A 20,375-nucleotide genomic window follows, 5' to 3' on the forward strand; every position below is an offset into this window, starting at 1 on the left:
GTCTACAATAGAGTCAAATAAAGGAGGCGTAGAAAAATGAAATACCTCGTTTTGGTCAGTCATGGTGGACTGGCAGAAGGTCTAAAAACATCACTGGCCATGTTTGCTGGTGACAAGTTGGATCAGGTCATCGCAGTTGGACTCAAAGAAGGAAAATCGGTTGATGACTTCGCAGTTGATTTTAGAGAGAGCATTTCAGGATTGACAGCTGATGATTCTGTTTTGGTCTTGGCAGATATCGTAGGTGGTAGTCCATTAACCACTGCAGCCACGGTTCTAGAAGAAGCTGGAAAGCTCGATGGAGCCTTGATCCTTGGTGGGATGAACCTTACCATGGCCTTGACGGCAGTTGTGATGAAGGATGTGTTGGATGGAGACGATTTATCAGCCACCATCTTATCAGAAGCACGATCTGCACTACAGCCTTTTGAAGTTTCAGCCACTAGTGCTGAAGAAGATGATGACGATATTTAATAGGGAGGTACCTTATGGTAGTAACATTTGTACGGATTGATGACCGCATGATTCACGGTCAGACAGTCACACGCTGGGCAAAAGAAAAACCATGTGATGGTTTGATTGCCGTAAACGATGCAGCAGCATCAAACAAGGTTTTGATCCAAGCTTACAAAGGCGCATCAGACAAGAAAACCTTTGTATGGACAAAGGAAGCCTTTAAGGAAAAATCAGCAAAAGTAACAGAATCAGATAGTCGTTACTTCTTGATCACCAAAAATCCAATCGATATGAAGGAAATTTTGGTCGACCAAGGGTTTGTCCCAGGTGATGTCAAAGAAATCATCGTTGGCCCTGCAAATGATCGTCCAGGTGCTGTGAAATTGGGGAATAACCAATCCATCACTCAGGAAGAAGCAGAAGCCTTCCAAGCCATTCAAGCAGCAGGCTACAAGGTGAAATTCCAATTGTTGCCAGATGTTTCCATCGGTTATTGGGATGATTTCAAATCAAAATTTGGTTTTTAAACCCAACAGTCTTATCTGTTAGGTAAATAAATTTACAAACAAAAGGAGCGTTTGTTATGACAATTTCATGGATTCAAGCAATCTTGCTTGGTATTTTCGCCAGCTTGTCTTCAATGCCTGGTATGGGAGGTTCCAGTATCGGGAACTATACACTCGGTCGTCCCTTGATCGGTGGGTTGATTTCAGGTTTAATTCTTGGAGATGTGACAACTGGTATTATGGTCGGGGTTGCCCTTCAAGTCGTTTATATCGCCTTGGTAACACCTGGTGGTACCGTATCTGCCGATGTTCGTGCCATCTCTTATATCGGTGTTCCTCTTGCTATCTTGTTTGTGCATGCCAATAACATCACAGATGAAGCAGGAATCGCCGCAGCTGCAGCTCCAATCGGTGCAGCTGTTGGGACAATCGGTACAGTTCTTTTCTACGGTACCGCTACTATGAACTTGGTATGGCAACACATTGGTTGGAAAGCCGTTGAAGAAGGAAACTTCAAAAAACTCTACGCAGTTGACTGGGTTTACCCTTGGATCTCTCACTTCCTCTTCTCTTTCCTTCCAACAATGATTATCACCAAATACGGTGAAAATATGGTTGATTTGATGAAACAATACCTTCCTATGGATGGTTACTGGATGAAAGCCCTCTTTACAGTCGGTGCTCTTCTCCCATGTGTCGGTATTGCCATCTTGTTGAAACAAATTGTTACAGAAGCAACTGACTTCATTCCATTCTTTGTTGGATTTACCTTGGCGAAATCTCTCGGATTGAACTTGGTATCCAGTGCCGTTGTTTCATTAATCTTTGCAGTAATCTACTATGAACTTGAAGTGATCAAATCGATGAAAGCTGCTCCTGCTGGAGCGGTGGATCTAGACGATGATGAGGAGGATATTTAAAATGGCTGATAGAAAGAAAATTTCAAAGAAAACATTAGCAAAAGCATTCCATCATTGGTATTATGGTCATTTGACTTGTTTCTCTCAAGAACATATGCAAACCTTCGGGTACTTGACTTCTATGCTTCCAATCGTAGAAGAAATGTATGACACAAAAGAAGAACAAAAGGATGCTATGCAAACCTATACGGCCTTCTTCAACACTGAACCACAACTTGGATCTCTTGTTGTAGGGATCACAGCTGGTTTGGAAGAAGCGCGTGCAAACGGAGATGCAGTAGATGGCGAAACCATCAACGGTATGCGTGCCGGTTTGATGGGACCAATCGCTGGTATTGGTGACTCATTGGTCGTTGGTACCTTGATTCCAGTTCTCTTGGGGATTGCCCTTGGACTTTCTAAAGGTGGTAACATCGCTGGTGCTCTCTTCTACATCGTCGTATGGAACCTTTTAGTCTACTTTGGTATGCGCTTTGCCTTCTTCAAAGGTTACCAATTAGGGGATAAAGCCGTTGAATTCCTTGTAGGACCAAAAGGACAAGCTCTTCGTAAAGCGATCAGCGTTGTCGGTGGTATGGTTATCGGTGCCGTAGCAGCTACTTGGGTATCTGTTACAACAGCCCTTCAATTTAAGAATTCTGAAGGAAAAGTCTTCTTGAACATTCAAGAAAAGATCGATGGTGTTTATCCAGGTCTCTTGACAGCAGCCTTCATCACTCTTTGCTGGTGGTTGATGTCTAAGAAAAAAATTTCACCAAACAAAGTTATGTTACTTCTCGTTGTAGTTGCTTTGATCGGTGTTGCCCTTGGTATCTTCGACCCACATCTTAAATACTAAGGAAAATAAAAAACGGATTTGCTAGTAGGAGTTTTTGAGAATGAAGTGAATTGACCTCCTTTACTTGCACTTCATTCTCAATTTTTATCAGGAGGAATCCCATGGTTACAAAACAAGAACTTGTCAATGGATATGAAACTGAAATCAAGTACCAACGTCACATGCTTGAAAACCTTGGTCGTTGGTTCAGCTTACTCTTTATCATTGCCAGTATTGGTGTGGTATTGATCTATCTCTTTCACAAAAGTTTCCTCCCACTCTTGATCCTCGGGATTTTACTAGCCTTGGTTGGAATTTTAGGCATGATTGTTTTTGGATACGGCATCTACCGCGGGCGGATTAATCTTCAAAAAGTGATCGATGATTTCAATCAAAAATTGACAATTTTAAATTGATATTTTAGAAACATCTCATTTATTTTTGAGGTGTTTTTTTCTTGACTATTTCTGACCAAGTGATACAATAGAAACATAAGTTAGCACTTACGTATAGAGAGTGCTAAAAACACGTATGGAGGAATGAACATGTTAAAACCATTAGGAGACCGTGTGGTCTTAAAAGTAGAAGAAAAAGAACAGACTGTTGGAGGTTTTGTCCTCGCAGGTGCGAGCAAGGCCGATACAAAAACAGCTGAAGTAGTGGCCGTTGGTGAAGGTGTGCGTACCCTAAGTGGTGAACTCATCGCCCCAGCTGTAAAAGCAGGAGATCAAGTTTTGGTTGAAAGCCACGCAGGAATTGAAGTTAAAGATGGGGAAGAAACCTACACTATCGTTGGAACATCAAACATTCTTGCAATTGTAGAGTAAGAGAGGAAAGAGGTAAGAGAAATGGCAAAAGATATTAAATTTTCATCTGATGCACGTTCTGCAATGGTCCGTGGTGTCGATGTCTTAGCAGATACAGTGAAAGTTACGTTGGGCCCTAAAGGACGCAATGTGGTTCTTGAAAAATCATTTGGTTCACCCTTGATCACAAATGATGGGGTGACCATCGCAAAAGAAATCGAATTGGAAGACCATTTTGAAAATATGGGTGCCAAATTGGTGTCAGAAGTGGCTTCTAAGACCAATGATATCGCAGGTGACGGTACAACGACCGCAACGGTTTTGACTCAAGCCATCGTCCGTGAAGGGATCAAAAACGTCACTGCAGGTGCTAACCCAATTGGCATCCGCCGTGGGATTGAGACCGCTGTTGCAACAGCAGTAGAAGCTTTGAAAAACAATGCGATCCCAGTATCGAGCAAGGAAGCGATTGCTCAAGTAGCTGCTGTGTCTTCTCGTTCTGAAAAAGTTGGTGAGTACATCTCTGAAGCCATGGAAAAAGTTGGTAAAGATGGAGTCATCACGATTGAAGAGTCTCGTGGAATGGAGACAGAACTGGAAGTCGTTGAAGGTATGCAATTTGACCGTGGTTACCTCTCACAATACATGGTCACTGATAATGAAAAAATGGTGGCAGACCTTGAAAATCCATACATTTTGATCACTGACAAGAAGATTTCAAATATCCAAGAAATCTTGCCATTGTTGGAAAGCATTCTTCAAAGCAACCGTCCACTCTTGATCATCGCAGATGATGTCGATGGCGAAGCTCTTCCAACACTTGTCTTGAACAAGATCCGCGGTACCTTTAATGTCGTAGCTGTCAAGGCACCAGGATTTGGAGATCGCCGCAAAGCCATGCTAGAAGATATTGCCATCTTGACAGGTGGTACAGTCATTACAGACGATCTTGGTTTGGAATTGAAAGATGCAACCATTGAAGCACTTGGTCAAGCAGCTAAAGTTTCAGTCGATAAAGACAGCACGGTCATTGTCGAAGGTTCTGGTAACCCAGAAGCGATCGCTAACCGTGTCGCTGTTATCAAGTCACAAATCGAAACCACAACCTCTGAATTTGACCGTGAAAAATTACAAGAACGTTTGGCCAAATTGTCTGGTGGTGTTGCCGTGATCAAGGTCGGTGCTGCAACAGAAACAGAATTGAAAGAAATGAAACTCCGTATCGAAGATGCCCTTAATGCGACTCGCGCAGCCGTTGAAGAAGGGATCGTTGCCGGAGGTGGTACAGCTCTTGTCAATGTCATCTCTGCAGTCGCAACCCTTGAATTGGAAGGGGATGAAGCGACCGGACGCAATATCGTTCTTCGTGCTTTGGAAGAGCCAGTGCGCCAAATTGCCCACAATGCCGGTTACGAAGGATCTATTGTGATTGATCGCTTGAAAAATGCCGAAGTCGGAACAGGTTTCAATGCTGCAACAGGTGAATGGGTGAATATGATTGATGCAGGAATCATCGACCCAGTTAAAGTGAGCCGTTCAGCCCTTCAAAACGCCGCTTCTGTAGCGAGTCTGATCTTGACGACTGAAGCAGTCGTAGCTAACAAACCAGAACCAGTAGCCCCAGCAGGACCAGGAATGGATCCAAGCATGATGGGTGGGATGATGTAAGACACTTCGGCAAGCACCATGGTGCCTTGCCGAAGTGTCTTACTAAGAAAATAAAGAAGGCGTTATCGTCCTTCTTTATTTTCCGTCGTAACCGCTACAAATGATTGAGGCTTTGCCTCTAATCATTTGACGCCAGCCGCTATGTTGCGGCCTACCTAATCATCTTACTAGCTCAAAGGGAGTGGAAGATTCTTTCTAATCTTCGCGACCAATCATAGGGTGAGCTGACTGACGCAGTAGTTGATTGCTCAAAGCACTGCTTTGATGTGGCGGATAGGACTTGCGAAGCAAGTTCCCTAAATCTCCCTTCGCTTCTTAAGCTCGGAAGAGCTCTAATCAGCCTTGCGGGGGCGAGACAACGAACGAGTTTTTATAAAAACTCATTCTGTCTCGCTCCCTTTTTATTGTGCTTTGGGATTTTCATTGGTTATGGAATAATATTTTTATTTTAAATTTTGTAACAGAAATGATAAATACTAATTAAAGAGGACTTGCGTAGATGCTTGAAAATCAAGCGTTTGCGGTGTTTTAAGGCGGAGAAATATTTGCCAACAAATTGCAATACAAATTAACTGATTTTGTAATAATTCTAGTGTATACTAGTAAGAGTAGATCACAGGTCTACATTGTTGCAAGGGGAGAACTTCCCACATACATGTCTATTGACAATAAAACTTGATCGTAATATCGCTGCTAGTAAAATGAGAGTTTGAACATAGCGTAGATTTTATCGACCTTTTTCATATTAAAAAATATTTTTCAAATTCCCCTTGCGCAAGCTCTTCCGGATTCCTCCGGGAGAGTTTTTTTGTTAAGGAAAAAAGGTAGAAGGCCTTTTGAGTCTCTTTTGAAAGAGTGGCTCAGCAGGCATCATTTATGGTAAAATAGAACATATTCGTAGAGGGGAAGGAGTGAGGACTTTGTTGAAGATTTTTGTGTTAGAAGATGAATGGATCCAACAATCGCGTATCGAAGCGGTCTTGCAGGATCTCATCCGTCAAAAATCCTTGCAATGCAAAGCGCTAGAAGTGTTTGGGAAGTCAAGCCAGTTGCTGGATGCTATCACAGAGAGAGGCGCTCATCACCTATTCTTTTTAGATATCGAGATTAAAGGTGAGGAGAAAAAAGGTCTGGAGATCGCAAAAGAGATTCGTAAGAAAGATCCCCATGCGACCATTGTCTTTGTCACCACCCACTCTGAATTCATGCCCATTACCTTTCAGTACAAAGTGGCTGCCTTGGATTTTATTGATAAAACGCTGGGTGAGGAAGAGTTCAGAGAGAGAATCAGCTCAGCCATCGACTATACCTTGGAGCAAGCTGGGACCACGATTGCGCAAGATGCCTTTACATTTGAGAGTGCGATGGCGCGTGTACAAGTTCCTTTTAATAAGATTTTGTATGTTGAAACGTCTCCAACCATTCACAAGGTCATTTTACACACCCAGGAAGAGCGCTTGGAATTTTACGCTAGTATTGCCGATATCGAAAAAGCAGATCCCCGCTTGTATCGGTGCCACCGCTCCTTTGTGGTGAATCCGCAAAATATTACGAAGATTGATAAAGAAGCCAAGAAAGCTTTTTTTGAAAATGGGGACAATTGCTTGATCTCACGGACCAAGTACAGAGGCTTACTGGAAGCTTTGAAAAAATAGAAGGGAGAAAGAATTGCTGTTAGATATTCTAATGTCTTACCTAAAGTTCTTCGTCAGCATGCTGATCTATCGTCATATCAGTAGACAAGAGTTCACCTTGCGCTGGCTCTTTTTGTGCCCCTTCTTCTTTGCAATTATCTTTACCCTTGTGCCACCGGTAGGCTTTTTTGGCTATTTCTTAGTATTTATTGCCTATAGTTTCTATCGAAATCGTAACATACGACACCTTTTGAATATTTTTTACGGGCTCTACCCGGTTGTCATGGAGAGTCTCATTGGGCGCCTCCTAGCCTTTTATGTCTTTCCAATGCTAGGGATCGTACTTGTTCATGAGGCATCTGTCAGCTGGTATGATGCTCTACTTGAATTGCTGGTCTTTCCTGTTTATATAGGAATCACTAAATTGTTAAAACTAGATTTTACAGATCTAAAAGTAGGATTTCAACGGCAGTATTTTAATCGTTTCTTACTTCCAATGGATCTTTCCATGTTTGTGTATTTGCTCAGTGTTGTAGGTCTGGTGGTTTTTGAGGATATTATTCCGCATGCAGATGCTTTGCGGAAACAGTTAAATGGTATTTATTTGATTTTGTTTTTTGTGATGCTCTTGTATTTCAATGCAGTGTCCAAAGAACGATTGAAACAAGAGATTCTGGAACAAAAAGATAGGCAACTGCAGGAGTTAGCCACCTATAGCCAACACGTCGAAATGCTCTACGGGGAGATTCGTGCCTTTCGTCATGATTACCTGAATATTTTAACCAGTCTCAAATTAAGTATTGAGCATGAAGACCTCAACGCGATCAGGGAAGTCTATGAGAATGTTCTTCGAGAGAGTGGCCAACAATTTTACGATAGCAAGTTTGATATTGCCAAACTCAGTCACATTGAAAATCCAGCTGTAAAAAGTGTTCTGTCCGCAAAATTAATGGAGGCTCAAAACAAAGGGATTGGGATCTCTGTCGAGATCGATGAACCTGTTCGTGATTTATTCATCGAGGTTTTAGATTTCATCACCTTCTTATCCATCCTTTGTGACAATGCTATCGAAGCGAGCCTTGAATCAGAGGACCCCCAGCTGACTCTTGCCATGCTTCAGGAGACGAACTCCCTCATCTTAATAGTTGAAAATAGTACAAAAGCTGAAAAAATAGAGTTAGCGAGAATTTTTGAAAAAGACTACTCGAGTAAAGGAGAGGGCCGCGGTCTTGGCTTGTACAAGATCCAACAATTACTGGAAAAGTATCCCAAAACGACAGTGTCTACCAAGAGTTCAAACTACCGATTTACTCAGAGCCTGACCTTTTGGAAGGAATAATGGAAGAGAGAGTGGGACAGAAATCGGTAATTCGTTAGAATTCGATTTCGTCGTCCCACCTCCGCACAGTTGAGTAGGGCTGTAAAAGCTGATGAAATCAGCGTAGTAGAGCCCACTTAACCACTGCGTCTTGCTCGACAATCAAAAATAATTGAGAGGCTAGGGCTTTTGTCCCAGCCTCTTTTTTGACCATTCACGACGATTTTCTGACCGATTCTGACAGAGAGCTACAAAGACTGTCCCTTTGAAGTATACTGTATACAAGATCAATAAGAAAAGAGGGATCGTATGTTTCAGGTAGCATCTATTACAAAATCATTTAAGGAGAAAGCTGTATTAAAGGGAGTGTCTTTTTCGATAGAAGAAGGAGACAAAATTGCCTTGCTGGGAAATAATGGGGCAGGTAAAAGCACCCTGTTCAATATTATCGCTGGACAGCTCCAGGCCGATTCGGGGACGATAAAGACTTCGCTTGATTTTCAAAGAGAAATTGGGATGATGCCTCAGGGGGATCTGCTCATCGAGGATCTAACCGTTGCTGAATTCGTCGAATTAAAAAGCCGGATGAATCAGCTGAAGCAGGCTGATATCAATGGACTCTTAGAAATGGTCGAATTAAGAGAATCAAGAGAGCAGATGGTGGGAAGTCTTTCCGGTGGTCAAAAGAGACGCTTGTCCTTGTTGGTAACTATTTTGAATCATCCAAAGTTGATTTTTTTAGATGAGCCAACGACTGGCATGGACTTGGAAGCAGTGGATAACTTTTGGAAACTACTGGAGCAGCAAGAATTTACATCTGTTGTGGTGACCCATGATTTCAACCAAATTGATGCCTTTTTTACAAAAGTCCTGATTTTAAAAGATGGTCGAATTGCTGCCACAAAGGTTGTTGAGGATATTCACCAGGCTGGTCAAACCATTGAGCAGTATTTCCGAGAAGAGATGAATAAAGGAGGGGAACAAGCATGAAAAAGATTCAATTAAAACAAGTTTTACGAAATAAGCGCTTTGTATTATTCACCATTATTTTACCCATAGGCTGGTATCTCTTCTTTTATCAGCTTCAAAAAGGGGTTTCGCCAAGTATTTTATTAGGTATTGCCGTATTTATCGGGGTCATTGGCAATAGCCTTGCAACCTTTAGTAAGCGTATCGCCTCAGATATTGGGTTTTATTCTTTTGAATCCCACTTTACAAGCTATAGTGTCAAGAACTATTTATGGGATCAATCGATCGTACAACTGATTCTGAACAGCTTGATCTTTTTAGCAGTACTAGTAGTTGCTGTTCTAGGTTTTCACTTTCCAGTGACGACTAGCCTGTTGGTACAATTTTTCCTCTTATCCTTGATGGGGATCTATTTTAGCGTGATTGGCTTTGTACTTGGGGTCAGAGTAGATGCCAAGACGATTGATACCATTGGCTTTCCTGTTATTATTTTGGCAGCTATGACCATTATTCCCTTTGATACGCTTGGCGCAAGTGGAGGATTTATGGACTTAGTTGGCAAGCTACAACGGGCTTTCCCAGGTTATTATTATACAAAGCTGATCCAAGATTTAACCGAGAAACAAACGATCGATGCTAGCCAATTAGGACTCTTTGTTGCCGTATTTGCATTGAATTTGTTATTTTTCTATCTGCTCGTACCCAAAGGAAAAATGGGGAACTAAGAGCAGTTAAAAAGAGAGTGGGACAGAAATCGGTAATTCGTTAGAATTCGATTTCTGTCCCACCTCCGCACAGTTGAGTAGGGCTGTAAAAGCTGATGAAATCAGCGTAGTAGAGCCCACTCAACCACTGCGTCTTGCTCGACAATCCAAAAATAATTGAGAGGCTAGGACTTTTGTCCCAGCCTCTTTTGTGCATAAAAAAATGCCCCCTACAGGGCTCGAACCTGTGACCCATAGATTAAGAGTCTACTGCTCTACCAACTGAGCTAAGGAGGCAAATATAAAAAGCTGTATTGGTGCCGAAACTTCACGATTTGTATTGAACCCGCGCAATTAAGCAGGTGGGCAACTCGCTCTGACTTAGCTGCTTCCGCGTGAAACGGCCTGCATACTGCCAGAAGTCTTTTGTTTCCCTAATAATACAAAAAATAGTCGGTCAACACTTAAGTGTGAAGTCGTACACCACAGCGTTTCTATATGTATATGATACCACATTTTGAAAATATTTCAAGGGAAAATCTCAATTTTTTGAAACCGATGTCACTTTTTCTTAAATTGATCAATCTTCTCCTTGGTGGCTCCGAGAGCACGCTCGTACTTGCCGTTTTCATTGGGAATAAAGTAGGACGCGTGTTTGAGCTTGTCTGGCAGGTAGTCCTGATTGACCCAGTTGCTAGGGTAGTTGTGAGGATATTTATAGTTTTGCGCATTTCCCAGTTCCTTGCTTCCAGCATAATGACCATCGCGGAGGTGGCGAGGAATAGGAAGGTTGCCAGAACTTCTAAGATCAGCCAGCGCCTTGTCCATCGCAACGTAGGCTGAGTTGGATTTAGGCGAAAGGGCTAGATCGATGACGATGTTGGCGATGAGAATGCGGGCCTCAGGAAAGCCGATGCGCTCAGCTGCTTGAAGGGCTGTTACGGTATGAATCTGCGCATCTGGATTGGCCAGACCGATATCCTCATAAGCGATGACGGTCAAGCGACGAGCGAGGCTGGGTAGATCTCCGGCTTCGATCAAACGAGCGGCGTAGTGGAGACTAGCATCGACATCCGAACCACGGATAGATTTTTGCAGAGCAGAGAGTACATCGTAGTGGCCATCTCCATCTTTGTCCATGGTGATATAGCTGCGCTGGAGGCTGTTTTCCATGATCTCTAGCGTAATATGGCGAATCCCTTCTGCATTTTCAGAGGTCGACAGCACCGCCAGATCGAGAGAATTAAAAGCAGAGCGAAGATCTCCATTGGTCGAGGTAGCGATGAAATCCAAAGCGTCCTCATCGAGAACGACAGGAAAGTCAAAGCCACGCTCGGGATCATCTAAGGCCGTTTTCAGAGCTTGCTTGACCTCCTCCGTCGTCAACGGTTCCAGCTCAAAGATCTGTACGCGGCTACGAATAGCGGGTGTGACAGAGAAAAAGGGATTTTCAGTTGTTGCACCGATCATGATGACCAGACCGCTTTCGAGCAAAGGCAGGAGAAAATCTTGCTTGGTTTTATCAAGGCGATGGATTTCGTCCAAAAGCAGGACCAAACCACCAGAAAATTTGGCTTCCTCTGCGATTTCTTGGAGGCGTTTTTTACTGTCAACCGTTGCATTAAAGGTCCGAAAGGCATACTTAGTCGTTCCTGCGATCGCAGAAGCAATACTGGTCTTTCCGATCCCCGGAGGTCCATAGAGAATCATAGAGGACAGACGATTGGCCTCGACCATGCGACGAATGATTTTGCCTTCTCCGACCAGGTGCTGTTGACCGATGACTTGATCGATCGTCCGTGGTCGCATACGGAGTGCGAGATTGTCGGGCATTTCCTTCTCCTTTCTAGCTTTGTCTCCTTTCAAAGAGGCAGTTTTTATGGTAAGATTGTAGTAACTATTGTATCATATTCCGCTCTAAGAGTGGGAAATTAGAAAGAGGACGCTATGTCTAAATACGGATTTTTGGATGTTTTAGAAGAGGAGATGGACAAGGTTTTTCCCTTTGATTTTGAGATCAATTGGGATAAGAAAAACCATGCGGTAGAAGTGGCTTTTCTCTTGGAAGCGCAAAACACAGGCGGGGTTGCCCTGGTTGATGAAGCTGGAGAAGAGTCTGACGAGGATATCTTCTTTGAAGAAGCCGTCATTTTCTACAATCCAGCCAAGTCTCATGTGGAAGAAGATGCCTATTTAACAGCGATTCCTTATGAGCCGAAAAAAGGCTTGTCTCGTGAGTTTCTAGCTTATTTTGCGACTTTCCTTCGAGATACAGCTGAGCTGGCCTTGGATGAGCTCATGGATTTCTTAGCAGACGAAGAAGCAGAGAGCTTTGAGATCGTCTGGAACCAAGAAGTTTTTGAAGAAGGCAAAGTCGGCCTAGAAGAAAGCACCTTTTATCCTTATCCGAGATATTAGGAGGGAAAGCTCATGCTTGAGGATTGCTTAGAAGAACGGTTCGAATTTACGGGTTGTAAAATTGCCTTGATTTGTGATGGGCAAATTTTGACCATCTTGCGCGATGACAAGGAGGATATTCCCTGGCCTAATATGTGGGAATTACCAGGTGGTGGTCGGGAAGGAAATGAGACCCCTTTTGAGTGTGTGGCGCGTGAGATTTATGAGGAATTGAGCATCCAACTGTCGAAAGCCGATGTGATCTGGTCCCGGCTCTACCCCAGTATGCTAGATGGAAATAAAAAATCCGTCTTTTTAGTTGGGAGGTTGACACAGGAACAGTTCGAAAGTATCATCTTCGGAGACGAGGGCCAGGGCTATAAGTTAGTGAGCTTTGAAGAATTTTTAACTTCAGATCGAGTTGTTCCCCAATTGCAAGAACGAGTGAGAGATTATATGGAGGAAAGTTTATGATAACACTTGAGAAAGCAGGAGCAGAGGATTTAGAAACCATTATTGCCATTCAAAGAGCCAGTTTTAAGGCAGTCTATGACAAATACCAAGATGAATATGATCCCTATCTAGAAGATCGCGAGCGAATCAAATGGAAATTAGTTGAGCGGCCCCATAGCTATTACTACTTTGTGAAAGAAAACGAAGAGAAGATTGGTTTTTTACGAATTCATACCAATGAAGAGTTAACGGAAGCTTGGTTGGGGACTGCAGCGATTCTGCCTCCGTATCAGGAAAAAGGGTATGGATCTGAAGGATTACGCTTGCTAGAAGAGGAATTTTCAACCGTTAGACAATGGGATTTGTGTACGGTGTTTCAGGATGCAGGCATGGTCGCCTTCTACGAGAAGAATGGCTACCAACAAACCCATATCGAACCTGAAAAAGAAGGCATGGATATGGTCTACATGAAAAAATTGATAGAGAAATAGAAAGGATGGTTCGGTTAAATTTCTAAACTGAACCCGCCCTAAACACTGTGCTAAAAAGATAAACTTCTCATAGACACAAGCGTCTTCAGAGAGTTTCCTATTTTGGCTTTGTGTTTTAAGGGCTTGGTATCTTAATTATGGAAACATGGCAAGAGTTAAAAGTTACAGTGAAGCGTGAGGGAGAGGAGCTAGTCTCTAACCTCTTGATTGAGCTGGGCGCCCAAGGGGTAGCGATCGAAGACAGCATGGACTATGTGGGAAATGTCGACCGTTTCGGTGAGATTTTCCCAGAGGTTGTGCAACAAGAAGAAATCGTGGTGACGGCCTACTACCCGGACACGGTTGATGTAGCAGCGGTTGAAGCGGATTTGCAGGCGCGTCTTGCAGAATTGACCGACTTTATGGATTTAGGAGAGATCAAGATGGGAACGACTGCCTTGGCTGAGGAAGACTGGGCCGACAACTGGAAGAAGTACTATGAACCAGCTCGTATCACTCATGACTTGACCATCGTGCCGTCATGGACAGACTATGAAGCGACTGCTGGAGAAAAGATTATCAAGCTGGATCCAGGGATGGCATTTGGAACAGGAACCCACCCAACAACCAAGATGAGCCTCTTTGCCTTAGAGCAAGTTCTTCGTGGTGGGGAGACAGTGCTAGATGTGGGGACAGGATCAGGCGTCCTTTCCATTGCTAGCTCCCTTCTGGGTGCTAAGGAAATCTTTGCCTATGACTTGGATGATGTAGCGGTTCGCGTCGCTCAGGAAAATATTGAGCTCAACCCGGGCATGGAAAACATCCATGTAGCTCCAGGCGATTTGCTCAAGGGCGTGGAGATTGAGGCAGATGTCATCGTGGCCAACATCTTGGCGGATATCCTTATCCATCTGACGGATGATGCTTATCGCTTGGTCAAGGACGAAGGTTACCTGATCATGAGTGGCATTATCAAGGACAAGTGGGACATGGTACGTGAGTCGGCTGAGTCAGCTGGATTTTTCCTTGAAACCCACATGATCCAAGGGGAATGGAATGCCTGTGTCTTCAAGAAGACCAAGGACGTCTCCGGTGTGATTGGAGGCTAGCATGCAGCAGTATTTTGTAAAAGGCTTGGCTAGCTCACCTGTCACCATCGAGGACAAGGAAACCAGCAAGCACATGTTTCAGGTTATGCGCCTGAAAGAAGATGATGAGGTTACTCTAGTCTTTGATGATGGGATCAAGCGCTTGGCGCGCGTGGTAAATGTAGAAAGCCGTCAGTTAGAGTTAGTTGAGGAATTGGCTGACAATGTGGAGCTACCAGTCCAAGTGACCATCGCATCAGGCTTTCCCAAAGGAGACAAGCTGGAGTTTATCACTCAAAAAGTGACAGAACTAGGTGCTAGCCAGATCTGGGCATTCCCCGCGGACTGGTCCGTTGCCAAGTGGGACGGCAAGAAATTGAGTAAAAAAGTCGAGAAACTAGAAAAAATCGCCCTCGGAGCAGCTGAGCAAAGTAAGCGGAATCTTGTTCCAAGCATTACCCTTTTTGAGAAAAAGGCAGACTTTCTAGCCCAACTCGACCAGTTTGACCGCATCGTGGTGGCCTATGAAGAGTCGGCTAAAGAAGGAGAGGCGGCTGCTCTGATTCAGTCGCTGACAGGATTGGAAGCTGGAAGTAAACTACTCTTTATCTTTGGACCGGAAGGTGGTCTTTCACCTGCGGAAATTGAGTCTTTTGAAGCTAAAGGAGCAATCCTTGCAGGACTTGGCCCTCGTATTCTTCGAGCAGAAACAGCACCACTCTATGCTCTCAGCGCCGTGAGTGTTGTTACAGAATTAATGAACTAACGAAGTGAAGGAATCACTTCGTTAGTTTTTTTTACAAAAATCTTCTATTTTCAAAAATTTTTACGAATTATAAAAGTAAGGAGAGGATGCATATGAATAAAAAAGAGAATAGACGACGTTTGATATTTTCTGTGATAGTTGTTGGACTCTTGATCTGGGTTGGGTCAAAAGTAAAGGATCATCTAGAATTCCAACAAGAAATGGTCCGAATTGTACATAGTAATGAAGTAAAGGAGTTGATTGTATATGATTTGAAACAGAAAGACCCGGAGGCGTTTACAGATCAAGGCAAGATCCAATCGTATGAAATCGATGATGAAACGATCGAACACAATCCAATGGGAGGGATTATGTTTGAGGTGATTATAAATGGAAATAAAAAAATAACAGGTAGTATGGGATTAAGGAAATATAGCGAGGATGGGCCGATTGAATCTGTGGGAATGGATGAATCTGAAGGCCTTCAAAAGCTGATGGAAGAGTAAGCTTACTGTTTGCTGGTAAACAATCATCAATCTGAGAAAGTAACTCATTCGGTTTGATATCTGTTCCAAAATTTTAAAAAAATTTAGAAATTGCTGTCACGTTTTCGAAAATTTTTACGAATTATTAAAGTAAGAGTAATAAAATTGAAAACTAAATAGTGTAAAGTGATACTACTAACACTTTATGGAGGATGAGGATGAAATCAAAAAGAAAAATCGGTCGTTATCTATTTGGAGTACTACTATTAGGAGTCTTGGTATGGGGAGGTCTACTTGTAAAGAACCATCTTGATTTTCAAAATGAAATGGTTGAGATTGTGCATAGTAAGGAAGTAGAAAAGTTGATAGAAGAAGAATTAAAGGCAACAGATCCAGATGCCTTAACACCAAAAGGCAAGATTCGCTCCTATGCGATTGATAATAAGACGATTGAACACAATCCAATGGGGGGGATCATGTTTCGTATCATTATCAATGGAGATAAGGAAATAACTGAAAATTTTGGATTAAGGAAATATAGCGAGGATGGACCAATTGAACAAGTGGGAGTGAGTAGATCTGTAGAGTTGCGAAAATTATTGGAGGAGTAAGTTTGGTATACACAGACAAAGAAAAAAATGACATCGCTTGGCAAGAATATTCTAAATTGAATGTTGGTAAGGATGTTTTAATTGGGAAAGGAAAACAAGAAAGAAGAATAGGCTATGTTTCTGAAATTTTTGGTCGACCACCAGAAAAGGATATGGTCACCTCTCCTCAAGACTTGGAAGCACGATTTCTAGGAGACATATCTGGTTTAAATGGTTATATTGTGACAGATAAAGAAATCACTCAGGAGACCAGACCAGAAGATGTGCATGAAGTAACAATTTTGTTTGAGGGATCGGAAGCTAAATTTGATCAAAATTTTATGGGAGCCTTGAGAGACTGGGGGCTAACCGATGCTCCAACTGCATTACAAATATCAATGGCTAAAAGACTCGGGATCAAAACGGGGAAAACCTCCCAGCTTGACGCGGCTTCGAAAGAAGTAAAAGCAGCAATGGATCGATATCCGAATGCGCGTTTCAAATTTTATGCTCATTCTTTAGGGGGCTTAAATATCCAATCTTCACTTGGTTCTTTGGAGGATAAATATTTAGATAGAATTGATGGGGCTTATATATATGAAGCACCCAACCTTTATCCACAGTTAAGTGATGCAGAAAAGAAACAGGTCGATAAGATTAAATATAAAATTTTTAATTTTATAGACAAGCGTGACTTGGTCACATGGGAACATTCTGAAGAAGGGAATGAAGGAGTTGTTGGAACACTTGTTCGGATTGACAGTAAGGATGCAGGTGGTTTTATAAAACAACATATGTGGGGAGGTTACGACTACAAGGCTGGCTACTTGAATGTCAAAGAAGAGAGTTTAGATGATTATCGGTTAGCTCGAATAAAGCAGACAAAAGAACAACTGCAGTTAAAGAAACAAGCGCTGGAGTCTTGGAAGAAAAGCGGACTCTCCGGAAGTGACCTCATTTCCATGGACACCATTCAGGCAATGGGAATAGTGGAGTCGCTGAAGGAATTTGCTCTCATAGCCTCTGATTATATTTTAGCTGTCTGTGATTTCGGTATTGCAGATATAAAAGGAACCTGGGAGACATTATTAGCTTCTTGTCGTTCAACTGTATCAGGGACCCGTTGTACAGAAAGTGATATCATAAATGCACTTGCTCAAATTGGCGCAACGAAAGAAACGATTGAGATGAATCGCATTACAGAATTAGAAAAAATTAAAAAAGATACTCTAAAAATAAAAGAAAGTATTTTTAGTCTATCAACAGACATGGCGAAAGGAATTGCAACTGTAATAGGCACGGATGTTGCTCTGGCAAGCCAACTTCAATTGCAATGGTAAAGAATGGGTAACAAAGAGATTGAATACATTAATGCGATTAGAGAAGTAGAAGAAAAATGGAATGGTACTGAAGAAGAATTAAAAATGGAGATGAAAGAACTAGAGAAAAGAATGAATCATATCCATGATCAGTATTGTTTTACAAAACAAAACATTGAAATGATGGAAGAGGAAGTCGGATATTTCTCTAAGATGATGGATAATACGGAAATTTTATCGGATTATTATCGGGAATTATCAGATGTTTATGAAGAATTGAATGCAGAGCACTATCACGAACTAGCTCATATTGAGCAATTGCGTCAGTTAAAACAAAAAGAATTACAGCTAGTCTCTGAAAAATATGCGAATGAGATTGCAAAATTACGAAAGGAGATGTATGTCGAATATTGATCTTACAAATGATTTAACATACGAAGATAAGCGTTTCATGGCAGCTCTTCTTAGTGTTAAATTTATGGGGAAAATAGCCTTAACAAAGGCTACTATTGATCAAAAAAGCATTAAAAAGAGAATTTCATCTAGTTTAACAGAACTTGAAAGTTCTCTAGATCAGGTTATTGGAACTATTGATTCGGATTTGGCTGGAAAATTTTCAAACTCTGTTAAAGAAGGGGTTGGAAGAAAGAAATTGGAGTTAAACGCTTTGCAAGAGTTTTGTAAGACAAAGTAGTATCCGTATATTAAAGTAGCTTCATTGGTTCCCATCTGCTTCTAAAAGTGTTAAAATAGTATCCAAGAAACTGGAGAAAATGAATGCCGAAAGAAGAGAATTTAACAGGGGACCAAGTCGTTGCCCTTACAAAAAAATATTTATCACCTGAAGATGTTGCTTTTGTGCAAAAGGCATTGGTCTATGCGGTTGATTGCCATAGTGGGCAATTCCGTCAATCTGGCGAGCCTTATATCATTCATCCGATTCAAGTGGCAGGAATCCTTGCCAAGCTGAAGCTGGATGCTGTGACGGTCGCCTGTGGCTTTTTGCATGATGTCGTAGAAGATACGGATGCGACTTTAGATGATTTAGAGCGCGAATTTGGTCATGATGTGCGCGTGATTGTCGATGGGGTGACCAAGCTCGGGAAGGTCAAGTACAAGTCCCATGAAGAGCAGTTGGCGGAAAACCATCGCAAGATGCTCATGGCCATGTCTCAAGATATCCGTGTCATTTTGGTCAAATTGGCAGACCGCTTGCATAATATGCGTACTCTGAAGCATTTACGCAAGGATAAGCAAGAGCGCATTTCGCGTGAGACCATGGAAATCTATGCGCCACTAGCCCACCGTCTCGGGATTTCCAGCGTCAAGTGGGAGCTTGAGGATTTGTCTTTCCGTTATTTGAATGAGACAGAATTCTACAAGATTTCTCATATGATGAAGGAAAAACGTCGCGAGCGAGAAGAGTTGGTCGAAGAGGTTGTCCACAAGATCGAAACCTATGCTGGGGAACGCCATCTGCATGGGAAAATTTATGGTCGACCAAAGCATATCTATTCGATCTATCGCAAGATGCAGGATAAGAAGAAACGTTTTGATGAAATCTATGACTTGATTGCCATTCGCTGCATTCTGGATACTCCAAGTGATGTTTATGCCATGTTAGGCTACATCCATGAGCTCTGGAAGCCAATGCCGGGGCGTTTTAAGGACTATATTGCCAACAGGAAAGCCAATGGCTATCAGTCTATCCATACGACGGTCTATGGCCCTAAAGGACCGATTGAATTCCAGATCCGAACCAAGGAAATGCACGAGGTCGCTGAGTATGGGGTTGCGGCTCATTGGGCCTATAAAAAAGGTATCAAGGGTCAAGTCAACAGCAAGGAATCGGCTATTGGGATGAACTGGATCAAGGAGATGATGGAACTCCAAGACCAGTCAGGCGATGCCAAAGAATTTGTTGAAAATGTGAAAGAAGATATCTTGGCAGAAGAGATTTACGTCTTCACACCAGATGGAACTGTGCGCTCGCTTCCGAAAGATTCCGGACCGATCGATTTTGCCTATGAAATCCACACCAAGGTTGGGGAAAAAGCGATTGGTGCCAAGGTCAACGGCCGGATGGTGCCCCTCAATACTAAACTTCGGACGGGAGATCAGGTGGAGATTATCACCAATGCCAACTCCTTTGGTCCGAGCCGTGACTGGCTGACACTTGTTAAAACCAGCAAGGCGCGCAATAAGATTCGTCAGTTCTTTAAAAATCAAGACAAGGAATTGTCGATTAACCGTGGTCGGGACCTCTTGATGGCCCAGTTCCACGAGCATGACTTGGTAGCCAATAAGTTCATGGACAAAAAGCACATGGACAAAGTGCTACAAAAATCAAGTTACAAGACAGAAGAAGCCTTGTTTGCGGCGATTGGTTTTGGAGAGATCGGAGCGATTACCATCTTTAACCGCTTGACGGAGGATGAACGCCGGGAAGAAGAGCGGGCTAAGGCACGCGCAGAAGCAGAAGAGCTGGTCAAAGGTGGCGAGGTCAAGGTTGAAAATAAAAAAGACACCTTGAAGGTCCGTCACGAAGGTGGCGTGGTTATCCAAGGTGCTTCTGGACTCTTAATTCGGATTGCTAAGTGCTGTAACCCAGTTCCAGGTGATGAAATCGTCGGCTACATCACCAAAGGGCGTGGTGTTGCGATTCACCGCCGAGACTGTATGAATCTTCGCGCTCAAGATAACTACGAGCAACGATTGATTGATGTCGAGTGGGAAGACAATAATACGACCAAGGACTACATCGCCCATATTGACATTTATGGACTCAACCGTGCAGGTCTTCTTAACGACGTGCTCCAAGTCCTCTCCAATACAGCTAAGATGATCTCAACTGTCAATGCTCAACCAACCAAAGATATGAAATTTGCCAATATCCACATTTCCTTTGGGATTCCGAACCTATCGATGTTGACAACAGTTGTGGATAAGATTAAGAGTGTGCCGGAGGTGTACTCTGTTAAGCGTACCAACGGCTAGTCTTCTGCGAAAATCTACTTCATACTGCGTTAG

24 protein-coding genes, 1 tRNA gene and 1 other RNA gene are annotated in these 20,375 nt (G+C 42.7%); 22 read left to right on the forward strand and 4 right to left on the reverse strand.

Annotated elements, in window-relative coordinates:
* The first annotated feature begins 36 nt into the window (after nt 1-36).
* The 9 genes from HMPREF0833_RS08415 (at nt 37) to HMPREF0833_RS08455 (ending at nt 8,146) form a co-directional block, all read left to right on the forward strand.
* Nucleotides 37-474: a PTS sugar transporter subunit IIA gene (locus HMPREF0833_RS08415; RefSeq protein ID WP_003019069.1), complete on the forward strand. Its 438-nt coding sequence runs from the start codon at nt 37-39 to the stop codon at nt 472-474.
* A 14-nt stretch (nt 475-488) separates the two neighbouring features.
* Complete coding sequence (locus tag HMPREF0833_RS08420; protein ID WP_000261775.1) at nt 489-983, forward strand: PTS system mannose/fructose/N-acetylgalactosamine-transporter subunit IIB; 495 nt, start codon at nt 489-491, stop codon at nt 981-983.
* A 56-nt stretch (nt 984-1,039) separates the two neighbouring features.
* Nucleotides 1,040-1,882 carry a PTS mannose/fructose/sorbose/N-acetylgalactosamine transporter subunit IIC gene (locus tag HMPREF0833_RS08425; protein ID WP_003019182.1) on the forward strand — a complete coding sequence of 281 codons (843 nt, stop codon included), beginning with the start codon at nt 1,040-1,042 and terminating at the stop codon, nt 1,880-1,882.
* Entirely contained in the window at nt 1,866-2,720 is an 855-nt protein-coding gene (locus HMPREF0833_RS08430; protein WP_037617561.1) for a PTS system mannose/fructose/sorbose family transporter subunit IID, read from the forward strand. The genes HMPREF0833_RS08425 and HMPREF0833_RS08430 overlap by 17 nt, the downstream gene beginning before the upstream one ends.
* A 101-nt stretch (nt 2,721-2,821) precedes the next feature.
* Nucleotides 2,822-3,115 (forward strand): hypothetical protein, encoded by a 294-nt coding sequence (locus HMPREF0833_RS08435; RefSeq protein ID WP_003004348.1) that lies wholly within the window; start codon nt 2,822-2,824, stop codon nt 3,113-3,115.
* A 129-nt stretch (nt 3,116-3,244) separates the two neighbouring features.
* A complete protein-coding gene (groES, locus tag HMPREF0833_RS08440) occupies nt 3,245-3,526 on the forward strand; it encodes a co-chaperone GroES (protein WP_041818410.1) in 282 nt (93 codons plus the stop codon).
* A gap of 21 nt (nt 3,527-3,547) precedes the next feature.
* A complete protein-coding gene (gene groL / locus HMPREF0833_RS08445; protein ID WP_013904507.1) occupies nt 3,548-5,173 on the forward strand; it encodes a chaperonin GroEL in 1,626 nt (541 codons plus the stop codon).
* A gap of 920 nt (nt 5,174-6,093) precedes the next feature.
* Nucleotides 6,094-6,828 (forward strand): response regulator transcription factor, encoded by a 735-nt coding sequence (locus tag HMPREF0833_RS08450; RefSeq protein ID WP_041818412.1) that lies wholly within the window; start codon nt 6,094-6,096, stop codon nt 6,826-6,828.
* 13 nt (nt 6,829-6,841) lie between these two features.
* Nucleotides 6,842-8,146, forward strand: a complete 1,305-nt coding sequence (locus tag HMPREF0833_RS08455; RefSeq protein ID WP_142743558.1) for a sensor histidine kinase — start codon at nt 6,842-6,844, stop codon at nt 8,144-8,146.
* On the opposite strand, the gene HMPREF0833_RS11080 is transcribed toward HMPREF0833_RS08455, so the two are convergent.
* A complete protein-coding gene (locus HMPREF0833_RS11080) occupies nt 8,102-8,287 on the reverse strand; it encodes a hypothetical protein (RefSeq protein WP_080559870.1) in 186 nt (61 codons plus the stop codon). The genes HMPREF0833_RS08455 and HMPREF0833_RS11080 overlap by 45 nt on opposite strands.
* 147 nt (nt 8,288-8,434) lie before the next feature.
* Between HMPREF0833_RS11080 and HMPREF0833_RS08460 the strand changes: the two genes are divergently transcribed.
* Together HMPREF0833_RS08460 and HMPREF0833_RS08465 are read left to right on the forward strand one after the other, a co-directional pair.
* Complete coding sequence (locus HMPREF0833_RS08460) at nt 8,435-9,115, forward strand: ABC transporter ATP-binding protein (protein ID WP_013904510.1); 681 nt, start codon at nt 8,435-8,437, stop codon at nt 9,113-9,115.
* On the forward strand, nt 9,112-9,819 hold the full coding sequence (locus tag HMPREF0833_RS08465) for a hypothetical protein (RefSeq protein ID WP_013904511.1): 708 nt from the start codon (nt 9,112-9,114) through the stop codon (nt 9,817-9,819). The genes HMPREF0833_RS08460 and HMPREF0833_RS08465 overlap by 4 nt, the downstream gene beginning before the upstream one ends.
* A gap of 203 nt (nt 9,820-10,022) precedes the next feature.
* On the opposite strand, the gene HMPREF0833_RS08470 is transcribed toward HMPREF0833_RS08465, so the two are convergent.
* From HMPREF0833_RS08470 to HMPREF0833_RS08475, 3 genes are all read right to left on the reverse strand, one after another.
* Nucleotides 10,023-10,095: transfer RNA gene (locus HMPREF0833_RS08470), tRNA-Lys, on the reverse strand.
* 5 nt (nt 10,096-10,100) lie between these two features.
* Nucleotides 10,101-10,293: non-coding RNA, 6S RNA (gene ssrS, locus HMPREF0833_RS10470), on the reverse strand.
* A 66-nt stretch (nt 10,294-10,359) separates the two neighbouring features.
* A complete protein-coding gene (locus HMPREF0833_RS08475) occupies nt 10,360-11,631 on the reverse strand; it encodes a replication-associated recombination protein A (protein WP_041818415.1) in 1,272 nt (423 codons plus the stop codon).
* A gap of 114 nt (nt 11,632-11,745) precedes the next feature.
* Between HMPREF0833_RS08475 and HMPREF0833_RS08480 the strand changes: the two genes are divergently transcribed.
* From HMPREF0833_RS08480 to HMPREF0833_RS08530, 11 genes are all read left to right on the forward strand, one after another.
* Nucleotides 11,746-12,216 (forward strand): DUF3013 family protein, encoded by a 471-nt coding sequence (locus tag HMPREF0833_RS08480; RefSeq protein WP_003014200.1) that lies wholly within the window; start codon nt 11,746-11,748, stop codon nt 12,214-12,216.
* Nucleotides 12,217-12,228: 12 nt separating this feature from the next.
* The gene (locus tag HMPREF0833_RS08485) at nt 12,229-12,669 is read left to right on the forward strand and encodes an NUDIX hydrolase (protein WP_013904513.1); all 441 of its coding nucleotides are present in this window, start codon (nt 12,229-12,231) and stop codon (nt 12,667-12,669) included.
* Nucleotides 12,666-13,139, forward strand: coding sequence for a GNAT family N-acetyltransferase (locus tag HMPREF0833_RS08490; RefSeq protein WP_013904514.1), 474 nt, complete (start codon nt 12,666-12,668; stop codon nt 13,137-13,139). The genes HMPREF0833_RS08485 and HMPREF0833_RS08490 overlap by 4 nt, the downstream gene beginning before the upstream one ends.
* Before the next feature lie 137 nt (nt 13,140-13,276).
* Nucleotides 13,277-14,227 (forward strand): 50S ribosomal protein L11 methyltransferase, encoded by a 951-nt coding sequence (gene prmA / locus HMPREF0833_RS08495; protein ID WP_013904515.1) that lies wholly within the window; start codon nt 13,277-13,279, stop codon nt 14,225-14,227.
* A gap of 1 nt (nt 14,228) precedes the next feature.
* Complete coding sequence (locus HMPREF0833_RS08500; protein ID WP_013904516.1) at nt 14,229-14,972, forward strand: 16S rRNA (uracil(1498)-N(3))-methyltransferase; 744 nt, start codon at nt 14,229-14,231, stop codon at nt 14,970-14,972.
* A gap of 92 nt (nt 14,973-15,064) precedes the next feature.
* A complete protein-coding gene (locus HMPREF0833_RS08505; RefSeq protein ID WP_041818416.1) occupies nt 15,065-15,457 on the forward strand; it encodes a DUF1310 family protein in 393 nt (130 codons plus the stop codon).
* A 191-nt stretch (nt 15,458-15,648) separates the two neighbouring features.
* Complete coding sequence (locus HMPREF0833_RS08510; protein ID WP_013904518.1) at nt 15,649-16,047, forward strand: DUF1310 family protein; 399 nt, start codon at nt 15,649-15,651, stop codon at nt 16,045-16,047.
* Nucleotides 16,048-16,049: 2 nt separating this feature from the next.
* Entirely contained in the window at nt 16,050-17,366 is a 1,317-nt protein-coding gene (locus HMPREF0833_RS08515) for a hypothetical protein (RefSeq protein WP_013904519.1), read from the forward strand.
* Between the two features lie 3 nt (nt 17,367-17,369).
* Nucleotides 17,370-17,759: a hypothetical protein gene (locus tag HMPREF0833_RS08520; RefSeq protein WP_013904520.1), complete on the forward strand. Its 390-nt coding sequence runs from the start codon at nt 17,370-17,372 to the stop codon at nt 17,757-17,759.
* Complete coding sequence (locus HMPREF0833_RS08525; RefSeq protein WP_013904521.1) at nt 17,746-18,039, forward strand: hypothetical protein; 294 nt, start codon at nt 17,746-17,748, stop codon at nt 18,037-18,039. Before HMPREF0833_RS08520 ends, HMPREF0833_RS08525 begins: the two co-directional genes overlap by 14 nt.
* An 83-nt stretch (nt 18,040-18,122) precedes the next feature.
* Complete coding sequence (locus tag HMPREF0833_RS08530; RefSeq protein WP_013904522.1) at nt 18,123-20,342, forward strand: RelA/SpoT family protein; 2,220 nt, start codon at nt 18,123-18,125, stop codon at nt 20,340-20,342.
* The last annotated feature ends 33 nt before the right edge of the window (nt 20,343-20,375 follow it).

This window comes from Streptococcus parasanguinis ATCC 15912, from assembly GCF_000164675.2.
In the GTDB taxonomy this organism is placed as follows: domain Bacteria; phylum Bacillota; class Bacilli; order Lactobacillales; family Streptococcaceae; genus Streptococcus; species Streptococcus parasanguinis.

Excerpts from the sequence above, each read along its gene's own strand:
- HMPREF0833_RS08415 (WP_003019069.1), top strand. The coding sequence starts at position 37 with ATGAAATACCTCGTTTTGGTCAGTCATGGTGGACTGGCAGAAGGTCTA.
- HMPREF0833_RS08420 (WP_000261775.1), top strand. The coding sequence starts at position 489 with ATGGTAGTAACATTTGTACGGATTGATGACCGCATGATTCACGGTCAG.
- HMPREF0833_RS08425 (WP_003019182.1), top strand. The coding sequence starts at position 1,040 with ATGACAATTTCATGGATTCAAGCAATCTTGCTTGGTATTTTCGCCAGC.
- HMPREF0833_RS08430 (WP_037617561.1), top strand. The coding sequence starts at position 1,866 with ATGAGGAGGATATTTAAAATGGCTGATAGAAAGAAAATTTCAAAGAAA.
- HMPREF0833_RS08435 (WP_003004348.1), top strand. The coding sequence starts at position 2,822 with ATGGTTACAAAACAAGAACTTGTCAATGGATATGAAACTGAAATCAAG.
- groES (WP_041818410.1), top strand. The coding sequence starts at position 3,245 with ATGTTAAAACCATTAGGAGACCGTGTGGTCTTAAAAGTAGAAGAAAAA.
- groL (WP_013904507.1), top strand. The coding sequence starts at position 3,548 with ATGGCAAAAGATATTAAATTTTCATCTGATGCACGTTCTGCAATGGTC.
- HMPREF0833_RS08460 (WP_013904510.1), top strand. The coding sequence starts at position 8,435 with ATGTTTCAGGTAGCATCTATTACAAAATCATTTAAGGAGAAAGCTGTA.
- HMPREF0833_RS08465 (WP_013904511.1), top strand. The coding sequence starts at position 9,112 with ATGAAAAAGATTCAATTAAAACAAGTTTTACGAAATAAGCGCTTTGTA.
- HMPREF0833_RS08475 (WP_041818415.1), bottom strand. The coding sequence starts at position 11,631 with ATGCCCGACAATCTCGCACTCCGTATGCGACCACGGACGATCGATCAA.
- HMPREF0833_RS08480 (WP_003014200.1), top strand. The coding sequence starts at position 11,746 with ATGTCTAAATACGGATTTTTGGATGTTTTAGAAGAGGAGATGGACAAG.
- HMPREF0833_RS08485 (WP_013904513.1), top strand. The coding sequence starts at position 12,229 with ATGCTTGAGGATTGCTTAGAAGAACGGTTCGAATTTACGGGTTGTAAA.
- HMPREF0833_RS08490 (WP_013904514.1), top strand. The coding sequence starts at position 12,666 with ATGATAACACTTGAGAAAGCAGGAGCAGAGGATTTAGAAACCATTATT.
- prmA (WP_013904515.1), top strand. The coding sequence starts at position 13,277 with ATGGAAACATGGCAAGAGTTAAAAGTTACAGTGAAGCGTGAGGGAGAG.
- HMPREF0833_RS08500 (WP_013904516.1), top strand. The coding sequence starts at position 14,229 with ATGCAGCAGTATTTTGTAAAAGGCTTGGCTAGCTCACCTGTCACCATC.
- HMPREF0833_RS08505 (WP_041818416.1), top strand. The coding sequence starts at position 15,065 with ATGAATAAAAAAGAGAATAGACGACGTTTGATATTTTCTGTGATAGTT.
- HMPREF0833_RS08510 (WP_013904518.1), top strand. The coding sequence starts at position 15,649 with ATGAGGATGAAATCAAAAAGAAAAATCGGTCGTTATCTATTTGGAGTA.
- HMPREF0833_RS08520 (WP_013904520.1), top strand. The coding sequence starts at position 17,370 with ATGGGTAACAAAGAGATTGAATACATTAATGCGATTAGAGAAGTAGAA.
- HMPREF0833_RS08525 (WP_013904521.1), top strand. The coding sequence starts at position 17,746 with ATGTCGAATATTGATCTTACAAATGATTTAACATACGAAGATAAGCGT.
- HMPREF0833_RS08530 (WP_013904522.1), top strand. The coding sequence starts at position 18,123 with ATGCCGAAAGAAGAGAATTTAACAGGGGACCAAGTCGTTGCCCTTACA.